The organism is Flavobacterium sp. Leaf82, from assembly GCF_001422725.1.
Lineage (GTDB): Bacteria > Bacteroidota > Bacteroidia > Flavobacteriales > Flavobacteriaceae > Flavobacterium.
Genome location: NZ_LMMA01000032.1, coordinates 171,082 through 189,745, shown reverse-complemented (window position 1 = coordinate 189,745; position 18,664 = coordinate 171,082). Strand labels below are relative to the sequence as shown.

The following is an 18,664-nucleotide window of genomic DNA, read 5'->3' as shown; positions in this document are numbered from 1 at the left end:
TTAAAAATTTTTATTTATATTTTTTACAAGTCCATCATATAATTGCTGGGCAATTTGGTTAATATTCATAAACAAAGCTTTTGAATCTTTTGGAGTTGTGACAAATCCTAGTTCAACTAATACTTTTCTTTTGATTGTATTACTTTTTTGACTTAATACTTGCAAACCTCTAACATCAGATTTTGGAGATGTAGATTCGACTTCTACAATGTTATAGGAACTGAATATATCTGTTGCTAACTCTATACATTCGCTATTATCACTTGAAGGATATATAACGTGAGAACCCGAAGAAGTGTAACCAGTAGCACCATCTGCATGAATAGAGATAAAATAATCAGCTTTATTTTCAATTGCCAAATCAATTCTTGCCTTTCTTGTTGCGGGGTCATCAGCCCCTGCTATAGGTCCTCTCTCTCTTGTTATTAAAGTTGTATAACCATTATTTTCCAAAAGTTGCTTCAATTTATTAGAAACATCATAAACTAGAAATCTTTCAGATCTATTGGGGTCTTCCTTAGTGCTTATTATCCACTCAGTTGGATTATCAATAACATATTGCGGCAATTGTTCTACATTGTTCTTTTCAGTTTTTGGTTGCTTTTTATCATCTAATATTACTTTTCCCTCTTTATCCTTTAATTTATAAGTGTAAATCCAACTTACAGCTCCTGTATTCCCTTTTGTATATCCATGTCCTGGATCAACAACAATAGTTGGATTTTTTCTTCTTAACTCAAACCATTTTCCCTGAATATCCAACCAATAATTAGATTTTTCTGATTTTTCTGAAGTTTTATCATTATTGGAATTTTTTCCATTATATGTTATATTTAAATCGGGATTATGTTTACCTGCGTCAACCAAAATACACAAATAAGCTTTTTTATCTGCAGAAACTGCTATTTTATTTCTCCATTCCTCAATCTCTTTATCATTCTTTGAAGGTTTTAATTGCAACTTAAATACTGCCAGATTATTTGAATCAACTACAGCACTAAATTTTCCTTTTTTATCTGAATCATCTTGTAAAAAAGGAATAATTCCATATTTCTCATTTGTTATTATTCCATCTTTATCTTTTAAATTTATTTCAATTACCTTTCCAATTAATCCAATTGTTTTAACAACTAAATATACTTCATCATTAATACCTGACCATGAAATTTTCTTATAATTATTATCAATTTTTTTTGCAAAATAAGCATCCGTTACCATGGCTTCTAAATTTGGCACAGGCGCGCCTGTGGTTTCAATTTTTTCAACCTTATTGCGTTGTGCAGAGTCTGTAATTTTAATATCAACGCCACCATATTCACATTTTATGGTGCTTTTAAGAAGCAGGGGGAATTTGTCCTGAAAATATACTGTCCCTACGTCTTTCCAATCGGCAAGTTTCATAACCGAAGCACAAGGGCTGGCACTATTTGGGCTTTTTTTGCAATTGCCTTTAAAGATTAAACTCTTCATATCTTTCTCGACCACTGTAGCCACTTTTTTATCTTGTATGGTTGGGGTATCAAAATTTACTTTTAAGTCACCTGCCGGAACGGTACATAACTCGCATTTGAGTTTGGCTCCGTTAATTACAAATTTCAAGCCATCCTCAGCGTCTTCTTTTTCCTCGCGCTCTTTTCTTTTTAAAGTATTATCTGGTTTTGCCATTAAAGTGTTGTTTTATTAATGTTATACAAAATGGTCGATTCTTCTTTTTCTATTTCTAGTGTTGCTAATTCTATTTGGTTTTCCCTATATTCAATACTGCCCTTGTATTTAAAAAAATCACTATCTCTATTACTGTCAAGAGGCACTCCTTCTATTAAATAAGTATCAAATTTTTCATCTTTTGGATAAAAACGCTCTAATATTAAAGTGTTCCCACAATCTATTATTTTTTTTTGACGCTCAACAGCATAAGAGTTTCTGTATAAACTCGAAAAATATAGACCAAACATTTTATAATCAGAAAAAAAGGATATTAATTTTTTTTCGTCTTGTAATAAATTGCTAATATCCTGCATATATGATTCTACAACAAAACCTACATTATCTATGGCTAGTTTTACATGAATAATTTCCCATCGTTTTCCCAGTTCTTCAAAATTTAATATTTTGATGATTTTTCCATGATTATTTATTTCAACTTCAATTTCATCAAAAGCAGATCCTATTTTTTTTAGAAAAAAAATATTTTCTATCGACAGATTACTTGTGATTTCAATTTCAGAGAGAAATAACTGAAACAGCATATCATTTCCGTCATTTTTGTATCTCGTAATGGTAATCTTTCTTAGATAATTTATTTTTTTTACCTTTTTAGGGTTCGAAAAGTCTGTTGTCAGGGTTTCAAATAAAAAATTATTTATTTTATCAAGTTCTGGAAGTACAACATGGTAATCTAAATAATTCATACTAATGTATTTGTCTTTTTCTATTTGTATTAGGCTGCATACCAAACCAGTCTCTTGTTGAAGACCAATGTAAGTACTCATTCCTTAATGTTCGTAACATTTTTTGAGGATTATAGGAGATAATTTTAACCTCTTCCAGCTCTATCGTTTTTATTCCAGGTTCTTCTACAGGAACTTCTTGCGGTATTTTTAGCGTACCAAAATCCATTTTAGGTTTATATTGTTCTACCCTCAAATTGTCGGTCGATATTTTTAGCGCCTCATACTCATAAGTATGGTCTTTTAGCTTTTCTTCTATATTTTTTATTTCTGTTTGTAGCTTTTGTTGCTCTATTCTATCCAATCTTTTTTGTTCAATTTCTTCGTCACTTATAAAATCCCATTCTTTAACCTGGTTGGTTTCGTCCAGAGCATAAGGTGTTAAGTAACTCTCGACATCTTTTAAAAAATCATCTAATGGAAATTTTTCACTTGTCTTTTGTTTAATATTCTCATCCATTGCGGTACTTCTCGCATAAGTCTCCATAAAGTGGAGCGGGATATAGCTGTATTCTTTTTTTACTCCCTCATACTCATCATCAGTTCCTTCTATTTTTTTACCACGAGTTCCGGTTAATTTATAATAAGAAGGTAAACTCCACTGTCTTTTTATTTCTATCTGATCTTCATGATACCAATATTGTTTTATTAAATCTCTTCTAAGGGCGTTCAATCCCGGTAGGTTACTAGGAATAATTCCTGCTAGAAAAGAAAAAGCACCCTTTTCATCTTTTAGACTGGTTCCTATTTCATCAATAACCTCTTTCTCGGTCATATAAGCTCCTCCAATATCACAATGCACTCCCGGGAAGTTTTTTTCAATATACTTTCCCTGGATTTGATTAATTCGAGTAAGTGCAAAATTCTGGCGATGTTCATCTTTGGCAGTAAAATGAACTACTTTTTGGCAGTGCAAATTGTTAAGATGCAGTTCGCCAACGTCATCATTAAAATGTGTCGACCATGCTTCTTTTAATAGTTTACCTCCTTCGTCTTTTAGATTTCCGTAATCGTCATAGTGATCCCTGACATCATTTTGCTCAAAATAAGACGAAACCGTATCATAAATCCCTACAAATCTTACAATTATCTCTACGTCTTTTAAGTCCTCAAACTCAAGTTTAGTCTTCTGGAGTAAACTGTATCCCAAATGTCCCATTTTTGGCAGTTGATCCTGTATTAAATAACTGTTGTCTATCTCGTAATTATCGACATCTACAAAGGCTGTTCGAAATTTCTGAATGCGTACTCTGCCTGATTGGGAATTTCTGGATTCCCTATATTCTACACCGCAAGGGATTTCTTTTTGCACTGCTTTTGCATAACTATAATCTTGATTTACCTCATAAACCAGGTTTCTTGCTGTAGCAGCACCACGACTAAAGCCAAAAACATCGAGTGTGATTTGAGCTAATTTTTTTACATCTTCATTTTTTCTCATTTCCTCTAATACTTTGTCTGCTATTTGCTCGCAGGCATTGCGTACTCTGGCACGTATACCTGTTTGTCCTGAACCAAACGCAAAACCGTCCTGACTGTCGCGCATTAAGTTATCTGTACCCATACCTGGTACATAAATGGCATATTTCTTTTGCTCACAACATTGCCACATACGTGCCACATTGGTATAATCGTTGCTGTAGCTGTTATCTGTACCCATACGGTCCAGACCAAACTCGTTGAGGGCTACTCTATGCGAGGCTACAAGGTATTTTTCTTTTTCATCAATAGCTTTAAACTCAATTTCCTCGGCAGGAGTTTTTTCTTTTTTTGAAAGAAGTTCTTCTATTCGCTTTTTATTCTTTATATTTTTATAGTGTGTATCATCGTCATCTTCTAATGTCTTGTTGCTTTTAGAATAATCTATTTTACCAGTTTTAATGTCTTTACGACTATGCTCAGTACGCCTATCGGTATTGTTTTTATTGTTTAGCGTACCGTCTATAAATATCCCAAAAGTAAGGCGAAGCTCCTCCTGTTTTTCTTCGTCTTTACTTGTTCCCGTATTGTATACAAATGTTTTACCCATAAACTATTCTTTTTTATATTCTCTAGTTACCATCGTAGATTCAAAAACTTTTGTTTTACTTTTCTTCAGTGGGATGGCATTGATTCCATTTTGGATTGTTAGCCCTAAATACGTACTACCTGGGTTTATTTTAACCTCTAAATCAATATTCGACTCAGGATTCTTTTTATGCAATTCTTTAAATGCTGCAAAAATTTCTTTTTCATCAAAAATAAAAGAACCACTATAACCTTGTCCGTTTTTATCCCACCAACGAATACCTAAACTTCTAGGAATCGCTCTTTCTTGATATTCATTTTTACTAAATTCTTCTCCTAACAAAGTTTCTCGTTCTCCATTGAACAAGCTAAAAGATAATTCATCCTGCACTTTTCCTTCTCTTACAAATACATATATAGGTCGCCAGGAGTATTTTATACGATAACTATCCCAAAGTCCGTAGGGAATGGGTTTATTTTTGTTAGCTTGCTGAACCTCGGGAGCTATAATTTTAGGATTTTTTAGGGTACGTTCTCTATCTACTGGGTCAAACAACAAGCGTTCGTGGCTGTCTAGTGAGGCTATTTCTTGAGGGGTTATTACTACCTTGTTACCGTGATAACGTCCTATTTCTACATCTTTTTGTCCTCCTTTTAACCATACTACCACTACACCACCAGGAGCAAAACCTATGGTGATATGATTATAAGTCGTCATTACTTTTCCTCTTTTTCGATTGCTATCTTGAAAACCTTCATTAAAAAGTTTTACCATTTTAGGATAATCTATCTCAGTATCTATTTCGTACATAATGTCTTCTACATACGAGTACCAAATACAGTTAAGTCTTTGGGGAATTGGCTTTATACCCTGACTCATGCCTGACGAGTTTTCGCCCCAATTGCCTATACCTGTAGTAGTGCCAAAACCAGATATACTAGTTGTACTATTTGGTTTCTCATTTACTCCATTTGATACTAGTGGGCCTTCAAGCCAGCCTCTATATACTTCTATTGGGTATCCTTCTGGGCAACTCAAACCTTCTTGCCATTTAAAATTTGTTTCCATATTTGTAAGCGTATCTTGTATGCTAAGTTTATCTGCCTGTTTGTTGGTTACTTTTTTTTCCTGACAAGAACTTGTCAGAGTGCTTGTTGCAAGGAAGAGTATTAAATAAAGAGCTATTTTTTTCATTTTTTTTAGTTTTATTGCTATCTGTATTGCCCTAATTCTTTAGGTTGTTATCCACGAATAACTCAAAAGTGGTTTCTCTATTTATTTAAATTCAATTTTTAACTATCTTATTTTTACAGAATTTTTTATTATATATAACCTAAAGGGATCATAGGTAAATAATTGAAACTGAATTTTTGGGTTACTATAATAGTAATAAGGTACATTCTCTAGTGTTTTGAATAATGAATCCCTAACAGCTTTACCATCAATTTTTATATCCTCTTTACTTCCATTATAATCTAAAAATAAAGCTTTCTTAATTTTTAAGGTGTCATTGTCAATAACAATATTAGCATATAAAAAACCATCCCAATATTCCTTTCTATAATTACTGCGTTCAAGTTTTGTCTTTTGGAAATACTTGTACTGAATATTTTCAATATAATGTCCCCCTAATACATTTCTATCTTCTGAATCATTTGTTAACAAACGATTGTCTACCGTACCTTTACTTTCAAGAATTTGATAAGTTTCTCTATCATCATAAAAGGCATTCCATTTATTGTTTTCCCAAAATATTATTTTGCGGATTTTTTTATAAGATTTATTAAATTTTATGTAACAATCAGTTGAAAATAAAAAATCTGCTTTTTTAGAAATTTTTTTAACGAAGTCATTTTGTTTTATTGCATCTAAATTAAAATTTTCATTGTCTGTCTCAATTTTTCGTTTTAAGGTATCCCCATCTAAAGGCCAACTTCTATAATAGTTTTCATCAACATTGATCAGATAACCTTCAAAAAAAATCTCCTTACTTTTAGGTGGTTTATATTTTGCTATAATAGTACCGAAACTATCAAATTTATAATATATTTTTCCTGTTATTCGCTCTTCATTAAATAATATGCAATCAGAAGCTCCTACTATTAAATTATTATTCATAGTGATATACTGCTCCAAAGGATTATCACAATGGAGTAAAAGTTCCATTTTTTTGTTCTTAAACTGTAATTTAGATTGTTCTATATCTTGATATTGATTGTATTCCTGCGGTAATGATGTGTTATTAAATAAATTTATAAAATAAATATCAAGGTTACAATTCGCTATAACAATTATAGATCCAAAAACAATAATACCTCCAAAGAGCCAAGTTAATTTTTGTATGGATCTGAAAAATATGTAAAGGAAATAAAAAATAATACTTCCTAAAAATAGACTTCCAAAAACAAATAAAGCAACATATTCGGCATACAGATCCTTGAATGCAGCGAGTACAAATACAGCCCCAAACAGACCAATACCTATTGCAATTAAAATTGCAATTAGTAAATGTTCTAAAAAGCTTTTTTCGTTTTTCATTTTGTTATTTAATTAATCATTGTAGATTGATTCTGTATAGTCCATTATGACATTTTGAACTTCTTGTAAACTTTTCACCTCTGATTTAACTATTTTATTTTCATGGTAAATGTTATATATTCCATTTTTATCGTCTTTTTTAGTCCAATTTTTCCATTTTTAATTCACTTCATTCATTCCTTTGCATAAAGCCTATAAATAGAGGAATGGTCTGTTCTTTATGCTTTTCCTGATGCTCTTTAGCGTATTGCTGGGCATATTTTGAAGAATAAATTTTCAATAGAGCATCTTCTTTTGAGAAAAAATCAACAAATGAGTTAAAAATCAACTCAATGGTCGTTGGCTTATACGATATATTTAGCCTTCCAAAGAGTTTAAAGCTTTTCTCAAAATCTCTATTATCGTCGTATGCTATACTTTCTAAATCAGATTTAGAAACATAACTTTCTACGACATTATTTGATAATTGGCTTATAATTGAACTATTTGGAGGTAAATTATTAAGATCAAAATCAATACTTCGCACATAAAGTAGTTACTTTTTTTTATAAATCAGCTCACGAATTTCCTTATTATTTTTGATAAATTCATCAGCATTTTTAATAAATATGGTGTCATTTATTTTTGAGAAACTCAATACGTTCCCATAATTCATAGCATACATTTCGACAATGAAACTTTCAAGTTTTCCATCGACATATTTTTTGATAATGTACCACTTTCTATTTCTACCTTTTGGATATTTTCCTCTTGCCCAAACGATAGGGAGCTCATAAATAATAAAAGAAAAAATAATAAATGTTTCATTTTGATTTAGCCTTAACAATTATTTTCTCAATGCAAAATCCAAGTAAGTTTGTCTCAGTGGAGTTCAACATTACCTGATATTGCATACAAATATTTATCCTTTATTTACTTTAGCATCAATTGCCCCCAATACTTTTGAGATTCCAGAGCTTTTTATCAAAATATCTCCTCCTATAGCTTTGTGCGTTGTTGTAGATGTGGTTTTATTTAAATCACCATTTATCTTTACGGTTTTATCTCCTGATACTTTTTGCTCATACATATGAGTAATTAGTTTGTGTAATTCTGTAATGTCTACTGTATTGTCTTTTCCAACTTTGAGGTTGTTATTACCATCAATGGTAGTTTTTTTGTTACCACTTACTGCTACAGTCATGTTTTTACCAACCGTAATATCAAGATTATCTCCTACGTTTATGGTCATATTCTTAGGTGCATTTACGGTAATATTTCCCTCTCCATCTAAATAAATACTATTGTCTGATGGGTCCTTAATTAAAATGCTTTTCTGTTTATCATCAAAAGTGATTGTACAGCCGCTACGTGTAAAAAAGCTTTTGATATGATTGTCTAGTTTACCGCCTTCTCCTGTTTTTCCGTTAAAGATGCTTCCTATTACATATGGTCTATTAGGATCATTATAACGAAAACTAACCATCACATGATCTCCTACCTCTGGTATTGTAACCCAGCCACGATTTTTATTTACAACATCACTTGTTCCCGCATTAGGAGTTAATACATACAACCATGGTGTACGTGATTGTTGTTTTTTCTGCCATAGTAATTCTACACGAACTCTTCCATTTCCACTAGGGTCATCATTTGCCACAACCACAGCTCTTTGTTCTTGTGCAGCTGGCATATGTACTTCAGGTTCTGGTAGCTTTTTTATTTTGGCAGGAAGTGCTTTAAAGCTATTCTCATATTCTCCTATATCAGAAGCTTTATGTGTGATTTCTGTAATAATGTAGGTACCAATTTCATTAGAATCATAATGAACTTTTGTACTATCCAATCCTTTTTTAAAAACATCAGATTTATCTAATATTTGCTGAGATTCAATATTAATAATGGAGCCTATTCGAAGTTTTGGATTGCCACTTGTGGCTAATATATAATTGCCATCTGCTGCGGCACTTTCTTGTTTTCTTTTTAAAATACTTTCAAAATATACATCATCTCCCGTACTAAATTGTCCGTATTCATAAGAAGATGTTCTATATATATTTTTTGAAGCTTCAAACGCAGCTTTGCCTAATTTTGGCAAACCTTCTACAACACTGTCATCTGTTTGAGCCTGATATAATTGGTCATTATTTTCATTGTACGTAAAACCACTGTACTGATTGGGTTTTGCTTCTACTGATATACTTAAATTAAATAAGTCTTTGTTATAAACTAATTTTATAGGACTAGTTTCTTGTTTTGGTTTTCCTATAAATAATTTTTCTCCATCATAAAATAACCACTCATTGTATTGTTTTGCCAATCTCTGGATATACCTAAAATCAGATTCCAGATATTGGGTTTGATATTCTATTTTTGAAGTAAATTCAGGATCAATTTCATATTGCAATTGTTCACCGGCAGCAGTTTGTATTACATCATGCACCATATCTTTCAAATTAAAATCTTCCCAGGAATTCATCTTTTGACCTGCTTCTAATAAGATAGTTTTAGAATAGCCTGAAATAACAATTTGACTGCCTACATGTCCTAATTCTTGTTGGTATCTTACGTTTGTTATAATTCCTAAAAAATTATTATTGGCATCTAGTCGAATGTGCAGTACTTTTCCAAGAGCTTCCTGTGCGCTTTCCATCGTATAAGCTCTGGGTTTTTCTATAACAGAATGTGGAATGCTGATTTTAAACTCATGGTGAGTATTAATCGTTTGTTTTAAATCGATTTTAGTAAAGTGAGAAATTTCTTTACCGTCTATACCAAAGATTATTTTAGGAATGACCATACTATATATACTTTTAAGTTTATTCTTTTTTAAATTTTAACTTAAATAGAGTATAGTCTAAAGTTCTTCTTCCTAAAGTTCTTTACGCTGAATTCGATTTTAAGCTAAAAAAATATCATGTTCTGAAAATAGAAACGATACCATTCAATGTTTTTTGAAGAAATTATATAATAAAAAAAAACAAGAAGCGATAAATTACCACTTCTTGTTTGATATAGGGAAAAACTAAATTTTAGCCCAATTGTTGTCTAATGTTGCATTACCTAAAGTAATTTTCTCCGCAGAGAAAGTGATCTCAGTAGTCATTGGAGTTTCTGCTAAAGCATCTAACTGCTCGCTGAAGAATACAATAAAAGCATTTTCAAAAGAAAGTTCTTTCATTACTTGCTCAGAATCAGCTTTGAAAAATTTTACTTTTCCACTTACTGGTTTGTGCTGACTGTTTACTGCCTGCTCAATAACTGTAGTATTGTCAGTAGATTTTAGTCTTAAGTTTAGTCTTCCTCCTTTAATTTCAGAAGAAACAGCTCCTTTACCGTCAGTATGTCTTAACATTTCTACTTTTGAAAATAATACTTGATACTCGTTTCCTTCGAATTCTAAAATTGATTTAAATGCCATAATAAAATAATTAAGTTGTTAAAAATTGTTTTTTTAGAATCCTCTTTATGCTGTCTGACTAGTATAAACAAAAAAAAGAGGTATTCTATGATTTTAGAATACCTCTTTTTTGTACTAATGTACTTTTTTGATTTGCTTCTTGTAGGAAGGTGAGGAGGATTCGCAATCAATTATGTACGAATATACAAATATATTTTAAATACAAAACATTAATTAATAATATTTTTCATAAAAAACAATAAAATAAACCCTAATAGCACAACCGTAATATGTAAGATGATAGTGTTTACTTGGGGTTGCAATGAATTTATCTGGGTTTTAATGTCCAAAGTTGCATTTGTATGGATTTCGTTTATTTTATTTACTTGTTTCTGTAAAGAATCAATGGTCTTATTTAAATATAAAATGTTTTGATGCTGATTAGAAAACAAGCGTTTTACTTCCTTGTCTGATAAGGCCGCTTTTTTCTTAATAACTCCGGTTCTTGGTTCTTTAAGTGTTAACTCACTTACGTCTTCAATTTTATTATTATTGATTTCAAAACTGTTATTTAGCTTGTTTACTAAAAAAAAGATAAAAACTATATAAGAAAGTAAAAACGTTGGTAAAATATACTGAACAATTATCTCTATTGGTTTTGGTCTGGCCGCGCTATGAATATTGTTTATAGTACTGTAATTAGTAAAAAAAATAGGCTCTTGTTTTTTTTCTTTATGCAATCTTTCGTTTTTAAATTTTTCTTCTAAATCTATTAATTCAAAGCGATCTAAGGAATAAACTCCCAGACTTTCGGTTAGTTTTTTATGATGCACCATCCAATTAAGCACCTCTTCTATTTGATATTCCGTAATGCTTGGATCTTTAAGTCTCCATAAAATCTCTTTTTTAGTGAGTTCACAAGGCTTTCCTTTGCTTTCAAAATAAAATATCTCTAAAATTATTTCATGCAAAGGCTTTGCCATTTCTATTGTATTCATAAGCTCCATAATCGTTATTTTATAATAGAAGTTTTTTTGATATATAAAAATATTTTGTCTGAGATTCATCGTCAAAAACCTCAAAAGTATTATTGCGCTGCATTTTTTCTAAAACTTCGACCTTAGCGTTCAAAGTTGTAAATATTGTTCTGAATTCATCAGGCTTTTTCTTAAACTTCCTAATATCCTTAATTCTTATTTGATGCAACTCAGCACTATTTACAAATACTCTTGTCTTATAATAAAGTAAATCTGCTAAAGAACTTCTGTTTTTTATATACTCAGTTTGTCTAATTTTACTCGCAAACATTTTACATCTGTCCCTAAAACTCAAAATCTCGACTTTGTCAATATTTGCGTTTGTATATTCTTTACTTATTAATTCTCTGTAGTTTTCGATAAGCTGCTTTATTTCATCCTCAGTCAATAAAATATTCACTTTGTTTTCTAAAGTACTGCTCAGCGTATCTTTTGCATTGATTACAAATGTTTCACTTTTATAATTCTTAGGTATATCTGTCCCTGTACTATCTTTTCGTGGATTATTTTCAATAAGACTATTGATTGTTCCACTTGGCTGACTTCTTAAAAAACTAAACTCATTTTTGTATTGTGTCAACGATTTTAATAATGCATTATTTGTTTTTATAGTTTTGCTAATAACGCTGTCAATAGCTTTATTGATAGTTTCCGGTGTAAGTTCACCATTTAATTTAGGAAAAATAATACCTCCGTTAAAATTACTTTTTAAGGGTGCGTTGTAGATATAATCATTATCTACATCTCCATTATAGGTAAATTCATCGTTCTTTGCAACTAATTTTGGATCTACATAATAGTTCTGAATATTTCTTTTGTTTGCGCTACTGGCTTCGCTTAAATACATTTTACTTTGCAGAATAAAATCCTGGTTATCAGAGTTATTTTCATTCCTGAAAATTATGTATAATAATTTAGCATTGTTTTTTGCCAAAATGTTAAAACTATCCGGCAAGACATTATTAATTGACCCATCTAAACCTGTAAGGATAAAAAAGTTGTTTTCGAAATTTGTTTCTGAATTTAGAAATTGGCTAATGTTTGTATTATTGTTGGGCAAAACATTTTCTTTCAAAATTTCATCGGGTGTCTTGATACTCTTCTCAATTAAATCAAACCACTTCGAAAAAGATTGCGATTTTATTATATAATAACTTTTAGACTTTCCTTTTGCAATAAACGAATATGTAAAATTATAATTTGCATACAATTCACTACTAGTCGTTAGTTTAAGGTTTTGTAATGCCGAAAGCGTTTTCTTTAAATATTGTTTCGTAGAGTTGTTATTCTCAAAAACGTAATAAAAATTAATATTCTTACTTTCTAAAGCGATTTGCTCAATAGTTTTAATCGATATATCATCGCCTTTTAGATTTGTAATTTTGTTTTTGTCATGATTCCAAACATTAATTGGCAGCGAAATATTACTGGCATTTTCAAACTTTATTGGCTCACTTGACTGATTTTCATTTACAAAAAAAGTATTCTTGTACAATTCATTAGCGAGAAAATTAATTTTTCCTGAAGAGAATTGCAGCGTATCTGTAGGGTTTAGTTTTACAACCAAATTATCTTCAATAGGATTCAAATACTGTAATGGAACCCATCCGTATTTAAGATTCGTTGTGTCTTTTGGCATAACATCATCAAAATTGGATACAAATGCAGAATTGGTGGTTTTGTTTATTTTATATACATACACAAAATCATTAAGCTTAATGTTTTTTTTAGATACTGACTCCAGATTAGGATCGTTCTTTAATAATAGTGTACTTTTTTTGACATTTTTACTACTAGTGAATAAATTATCTAAGGTATTTGAAGCCACAAAATATTTGACATATTTTAAATTGACCTGGTTTTGCATTGCCCTGCTGTATTCAATCACATTCTCCTTTTTAATCCACCCCAGATATTGAACTTCTTTTGCATTAGAAAAGTGATTTTTTTTACTGCGCAAGACAGCAAATGTACCTTTAGGTTTCCCAATCAGTTTTTTATCTGCAACCACCACTTCATAATAATTTTTATCTTCATTGATCACATACATAGGAGACAAAATTTTCGCCTTATTTTTTACTCTGGCGCCATAAGGTTCCTCATAAATATTATTATCGTTTCTATCTGAAAAAACCAATTTTAGCTCTGATTTTTCGTTTTCTTTTTGCTTTTCATTATCATAGGTATTAACTGTTTTTTTTGTTTTCTCCATAACGCTTGTGCTATTTTTAACCTGCGAAAAAACAGCGCTCGTAATGAATAAGCACATCAAAGATGTATACCTAAGTAAAATGGTAATTTTCATCTATTTACTTTGTTTTTTAGTTTTTTGGGTAATATTCATTTGCTTAAAGCATTTAATGGTATCTAATTTTACTTCCTGGATTATAGTAGAATTTCCATCTAAATAATGAAGCCCCTGACAATAACTTAAAAAATCATTGTATTTTTCTTCGTTTACTACGACTACCACATCAGATAAATCATTACAGATATATTTATTTTTTAAGTAATTAACCTGTTCTTTATACATTCTGGTATCTTTAGCTCCCAGATTGGCAATAATCTGTAATCGTTTTTTAATATCAGTCAATACAATACCAGCAGAATCTACAACTTCTGGCTCTTTGAATGGCTCATACAATTGAAGAATTTCTATTTCTTTTGTTATTGGATATCTCGTTTTATCTGTTTCTAGTTTTACTGTATAAATACCGGGCTGTGTAAAAATATAAATTGCTTGTTTTTCATAAGAATCGATTGTTCCTGTTTCACCAAATTCCCAATACCAATTGTTTGAACTCGGTGAATATCCTGTAAACACAACCTCTTCACCTACATAACCAAACTCCGGGCAAAATATTTTTGGAATAGAATCTTTTGCCGTCAATGCTCTTCCGTTAACAATATTAATTTGTTTTGAAAAATCGAATTTATTATCAATTTTTAATGTTACTAAATATTTACCGGCTCTGTCGTAAGTATAATTTACGCTTCCTTTACTAACAATTGAATCGCCATTACCAAAATACCACACCGCTTTTTTATCTGATATTAAAGTACTGTCATTTATTTTAAAAGATAATTTCTCATTTAACTCATATTGATGATTATCATTATCATCTAATATCGAAAAATCAAGGCTGCTCAATCTTTTATTATATGGAAATAATAATGCCACTATCACTAAAATTACCGCAATGCAGAACAAAAGGATAACTACTGTTTTATTTTTAATGTTCATTTTTAAAATTTGCTTTACATTCGTTAAGACTTGTTTGTACAAGAGTATCGTTCTTTTTGACGGTACTTTCTTCAAGGTTTATCTCTAAAAAAACATTTAATAAGTTCCCGCCAATTAAGCAAAAGTTATATGACGAATGAAATTCATTATCCTTATACAATTGTTTATACTCTGATATCCTTCTTTTTACTTCATCTATACGTTGCACCTGGTTGATGTCATACTTTATAGTATCAATTGTTTTAAAAATTTGCCTCGATTTATTAGCATAATCTACTTTAATCTTTTGCATTTTTTCATATTCATTAATTCTATTCAGCATATCTGCATTATTAAAATTGGGCGTTTTTAATAAAAACTTGGTAACACCAATGAATATAACACAAGCACTTATGACAAATAATAAATTAAACTTTACTTTTTTCCAATATGTTTCATCAAATTCTATTGCATTCTTCATAATATGGGACTATTTTTTTTTATTTTCCTGATCGTGTTTATCAATACACTTTTTAAGCTGAGTTTTATTGATGTCATAATTTGTCTCAGCTTCTTTCAAAACATCAATTTTAGTCTGGATACGCTGCAGTTCAATTAAGAACTCTTCGTACAAACCAAATGAATTTGTCAAATTGGTTTTTGATTTTTGAATCTCGCTATTAATCGCAAATCTTTTCTCATTGATAAGAGATTGAAGGTTTTTACGCTCGTTTAAGGTTCTGTCTTTAAATCTTAAATCGTTGATTTCAATTAATATTTCATCTAGAAGCAGGTTCATTTCGCCTTGTTTTACTGCAATATCATTGTAGTATTTATGTTTTTGCTCCAACTCGGCAACACCTTTATTTGCAGTTATCAGTGTGATATACAGACAACCAAAAATAAAAGCGAATGTTATAAAAAACATGGTAAAAAACTTGCGCTTTTTCTCCGATATTTTAGATTGATTAAGTGGTTTCATAATTGTATTTTTAATCTAGTATTGACCAATTACTACTTTTTGGAGCTGACACTTTGGTTTCTTCACTAATGACAATATTTTCTTTTCTGATTCCAATGTATTCTAATTCGCTTAATTTTTGCCATAAGCGTTTTAAAATCCCCAGAAACTGATTTAGCTTTTCGAGTGTCTGCGCAATATCATTGTGGTCGTAAACAGCACTTTTTGCTTCAAACAATACACTCAGTAATTCTGATGGTTTTACATCAATCCATTCGTAATAATATTGCAAAAGCACTTCTTTCTCTTTGTCGTCCATCAACGTCAATGTAGAAATCAGATGATTAGCCAGCACAATTATTTTGTCGAACATATATACCGGAGATTCTTCAGGAGCAATGTTTTTAAGGTAAAAACAGTGTTCAGCATAGTAATCAATTATTTTACTACACAAACTAAATGTGTTAGATACTAACTTGTTATTACTGGAACTATGGGCATTTTTTTTATGAATTTTTATCGAAAAATCATTTAACTGATACAACTCAGTATTAACTTTTGTAATAAATTGATTTAAAATTTCATTGTTGTTTGTTTTTACAACCGGCGCTATATATTTACTATCCTCAATGAAAGTTCCGTTTTGAAAAGCTATTTTTTTTACAATTAAAAAGTAGCCTGATAAAAAATTATCATTTACTTCACTTTTTTTGATGATATGCAACTTTATTTCTGGAAGCGCATGTGGATGATGTAACGGAATTATCTCAGGATCAGGAATCCCTACAGGAATTAGATCATAAGGAGTTATCGAAACAATAACATAATAATACTCAACAGAATTACGGTCTAAATCATTTGCATTAATACTTGCTTCTGGAAGTTTTGTGCCATAAATATCCTGATTATAAGAAATCACATAGCCATTTTTAGCAATTACCTGGCATTTTTTTAAATAGGCAACTAATTGTCCTCCTTCAATTTTTATTTCAATATCTATCGATTTATTACCGGCTGGTTCTATAGATCCATAATTAAAATTGTTTAGCTGAACTTTATTATAATCGCTGACAATTGTTATAAAGTTGAAATAATTATTGATAAAATGGTCCTTAGTCAGTTTTACACCATCTGTCCAGTTAATTGGTAAATGTATGTTTGATTTCATAATTGGATGTTGTTATATTCTAGTATTAGTTAGTTTTTTTATTCTGAGCGATAAGGTTTTAAATAAAGATTAATCTTTTATTCCTCTTCTTCATCTTGCTTTTTTAAAGTGACCCTTTTCGCAAAAATGGTTTGTTTGTTTTTTAGTTTACTCTCAGAGATGGTTTGATGAGGACTTAAGTTTCTGATAAATAAAGGAAAACTAAAATATTTTGAAGTATAAAAAGTCCAGCCTTTATCTTCATGCTCTGAACTGGATTCAATAGCATCATTGGGAAATCTATAGTTTTGGTCTTCTATAAACTTATCAAACCAATTACCCAAATTGACATCCTGTGCAATTTTCACATCAAATTTTGAAAAAAACTCAGAATCATTTTTTTTCTTTATATGTATCGATACCTGCATTAAGCGAAACTTATCAATATTGTCCCAATATTCAATATCCTTGCGTTCTTTTCCTACCCTCCAATATTCATAGAACGACTCTGGAATCTGCAAATATTTTTTCTTTGATTCCTGAAAAAATATTGGTGCAAATAACCATAGAATATTAAGCATACTAATATGCGCATAACTCGATATAGCGATATAATTAAAAGCCAGATAGTAGATCCAGGAAGAGAGAATTGCCACAATTAAAAAAAGGAATATTTTTGCCGGAGCACTATTTTTTATTTCTATCTTTTGAAATAAGGCACCATCCATAAAATAGACCAGTATAACACCAAGTATTAAATAGTATAAGACTGAAAACAATAAGCCAAACCAAATAAACTCATTGTTAAAAAAGGCAAATAAACAAGGTAAAGCTGCTATTAGCGAAAAACATAAAATAAATATTATGGCTGCTTTTGTTTTGATCTTTACACTTGATAACTGACTCATAATAAGCGTTATTATAAGTATTAAAAAAGGTGCTAACAGGTATTTTAAAAAAAAAGGTAGTATTGTATTCATAGCTGAATGTTGTCTCTTTTATTATGGTTTAAAAATTATAAAATGGTATTTATACCTAAATAGTTTTCATTTAGTTTTATCCCCAGTTGATAGTTGTTAAAAAACACTATATCAACTTTTCGATTGCTAATTAGAAAAAACTCTAATACTTTTCTCGTAAGTTCCATCTTGTGTTCTAAAATGGGATAATCAATATTCCCTTCAAAATATAAAGTCACTTCTACATCATCGATCTCACTTTCTACAGCTCCGCTAAGCCCTAAATCAAAACCTAAAATACCCTGGCTTAATTTGAGAAAAGGAGATGTCGTAAATACATGTTTCTTATATTTTAGTTTTACTACATTGCCCAATAACATTTCTAAAACTTTTTCCAGCTCCGGAAGATTTTCTTTTAGCTTTTCGGCATCACATAAATAAATGAACAGATTTTTCTTTTGCGTTTTAGTTAAATCAAATTCAATACCTACTAATTCATCTACTATATTGAGAAACAAATCAATTTTATCCTGAAACAAGTGTAAACTTCTAATCGCATAATTAGCATTTGCAGAAAAAATCTCATTATCAAATGGCATAAAGAAATCTAAAGCATTATTCTCTGTTTCTTTATTTTCTTTTACAGCCTCTACAATCTCTTTATTTGACATTGTAGAATTACTAACAGACAAGGGATGAAAAAGTAATTCAGGTAAATTATGATAAATACTGTTTTTCGCCAAGTGCAAAACAAGTGCTTCCTTAATAAATCTTGAATCTTCCTGGTACAACATCGACGAGATATCAATAGCATCTCTGGAATTATTTCTTTTTGAAAGACCTTTATGTCTCACAAAAACTTCGGTATCATCTTTTAGAATGTTCTGTAATTCATAAAAAAGAATTTCACCTCTTAAATTAAAATTAAGCTGTTGCTTTAAAACTGAAATATCTTGCTCCAT

16 protein-coding genes are annotated in these 18,664 nt (G+C 30.4%); all 16 read right to left on the bottom strand.

Annotation, left to right across the window (positions count from 1 at the left end; genetic code table 11):
• On the bottom strand, positions 1–1,665 hold the full coding sequence (locus ASF10_RS15235; RefSeq protein ID WP_056250677.1) for an N-acetylmuramoyl-L-alanine amidase: 1,665 nt from the start codon (positions 1,663–1,665) through the stop codon (positions 1–3).
• The gene (locus ASF10_RS15230; RefSeq protein ID WP_056250675.1) at positions 1,665–2,411 is read right to left on the bottom strand and encodes a hypothetical protein; all 747 of its coding nucleotides are present in this window, start codon (positions 2,409–2,411) and stop codon (positions 1,665–1,667) included. The genes ASF10_RS15235 and ASF10_RS15230 overlap by 1 nt, the downstream gene beginning before the upstream one ends.
• Position 2,412: 1 nt before the next feature.
• Positions 2,413–4,479, bottom strand: a complete 2,067-nt coding sequence (locus tag ASF10_RS15225) for a T6SS phospholipase effector Tle1-like catalytic domain-containing protein (protein WP_056250673.1) — start codon at positions 4,477–4,479, stop codon at positions 2,413–2,415.
• 3 nt (positions 4,480–4,482) lie between these two features.
• Complete coding sequence (locus ASF10_RS15220; RefSeq protein WP_056250672.1) at positions 4,483–5,652, bottom strand: DUF2931 family protein; 1,170 nt, start codon at positions 5,650–5,652, stop codon at positions 4,483–4,485.
• 102 nt (positions 5,653–5,754) lie between these two features.
• On the bottom strand, positions 5,755–6,996 hold the full coding sequence (locus ASF10_RS15215; protein ID WP_056250671.1) for a hypothetical protein: 1,242 nt from the start codon (positions 6,994–6,996) through the stop codon (positions 5,755–5,757).
• 169 nt (positions 6,997–7,165) lie between these two features.
• Positions 7,166–7,522 (bottom strand): hypothetical protein, encoded by a 357-nt coding sequence (locus tag ASF10_RS15210; RefSeq protein ID WP_056250669.1) that lies wholly within the window; start codon positions 7,520–7,522, stop codon positions 7,166–7,168.
• A gap of 375 nt (positions 7,523–7,897) precedes the next feature.
• Entirely contained in the window at positions 7,898–9,775 is a 1,878-nt protein-coding gene (locus ASF10_RS15200; RefSeq protein WP_056250665.1) for a type VI secretion system Vgr family protein, read from the bottom strand.
• Between the two features lie 225 nt (positions 9,776–10,000).
• Entirely contained in the window at positions 10,001–10,396 is a 396-nt protein-coding gene (gene tssD, locus ASF10_RS15195) for a type VI secretion system tube protein TssD (RefSeq protein WP_082421336.1), read from the bottom strand.
• A 209-nt stretch (positions 10,397–10,605) separates the two neighbouring features.
• Entirely contained in the window at positions 10,606–11,373 is a 768-nt protein-coding gene (locus ASF10_RS15190) for a DUF5457 domain-containing protein (protein WP_131726545.1), read from the bottom strand.
• A gap of 19 nt (positions 11,374–11,392) precedes the next feature.
• Positions 11,393–13,624 carry a type VI secretion system protein TssR domain-containing protein gene (gene tssR / locus ASF10_RS15185; RefSeq protein WP_131726544.1) on the bottom strand — a complete coding sequence of 744 codons (2,232 nt, stop codon included), beginning with the start codon at positions 13,622–13,624 and terminating at the stop codon, positions 11,393–11,395.
• A gap of 93 nt (positions 13,625–13,717) precedes the next feature.
• Positions 13,718–14,656: a PKD domain-containing protein gene (locus ASF10_RS15180; RefSeq protein WP_056250661.1), complete on the bottom strand. Its 939-nt coding sequence runs from the start codon at positions 14,654–14,656 to the stop codon at positions 13,718–13,720.
• On the bottom strand, positions 14,646–15,116 hold the full coding sequence (gene tssO / locus ASF10_RS15175; protein ID WP_056250660.1) for a type VI secretion system TssO: 471 nt from the start codon (positions 15,114–15,116) through the stop codon (positions 14,646–14,648). The genes ASF10_RS15180 and tssO overlap by 11 nt, the downstream gene beginning before the upstream one ends.
• Before the next feature lie 9 nt (positions 15,117–15,125).
• Positions 15,126–15,617 carry a hypothetical protein gene (locus ASF10_RS15170; RefSeq protein ID WP_056250658.1) on the bottom strand — a complete coding sequence of 164 codons (492 nt, stop codon included), beginning with the start codon at positions 15,615–15,617 and terminating at the stop codon, positions 15,126–15,128.
• Positions 15,618–15,627: 10 nt separating this feature from the next.
• Positions 15,628–16,764 (bottom strand): hypothetical protein, encoded by a 1,137-nt coding sequence (locus ASF10_RS15165; protein ID WP_056250656.1) that lies wholly within the window; start codon positions 16,762–16,764, stop codon positions 15,628–15,630.
• Between the two features lie 77 nt (positions 16,765–16,841).
• Positions 16,842–17,723 (bottom strand): TssN family type VI secretion system protein, encoded by an 882-nt coding sequence (locus ASF10_RS15160; RefSeq protein ID WP_157849067.1) that lies wholly within the window; start codon positions 17,721–17,723, stop codon positions 16,842–16,844.
• 35 nt (positions 17,724–17,758) lie between these two features.
• On the bottom strand, positions 17,759–18,664 hold the full coding sequence (locus ASF10_RS15155) for a hypothetical protein (protein ID WP_056250655.1): 906 nt from the start codon (positions 18,662–18,664) through the stop codon (positions 17,759–17,761).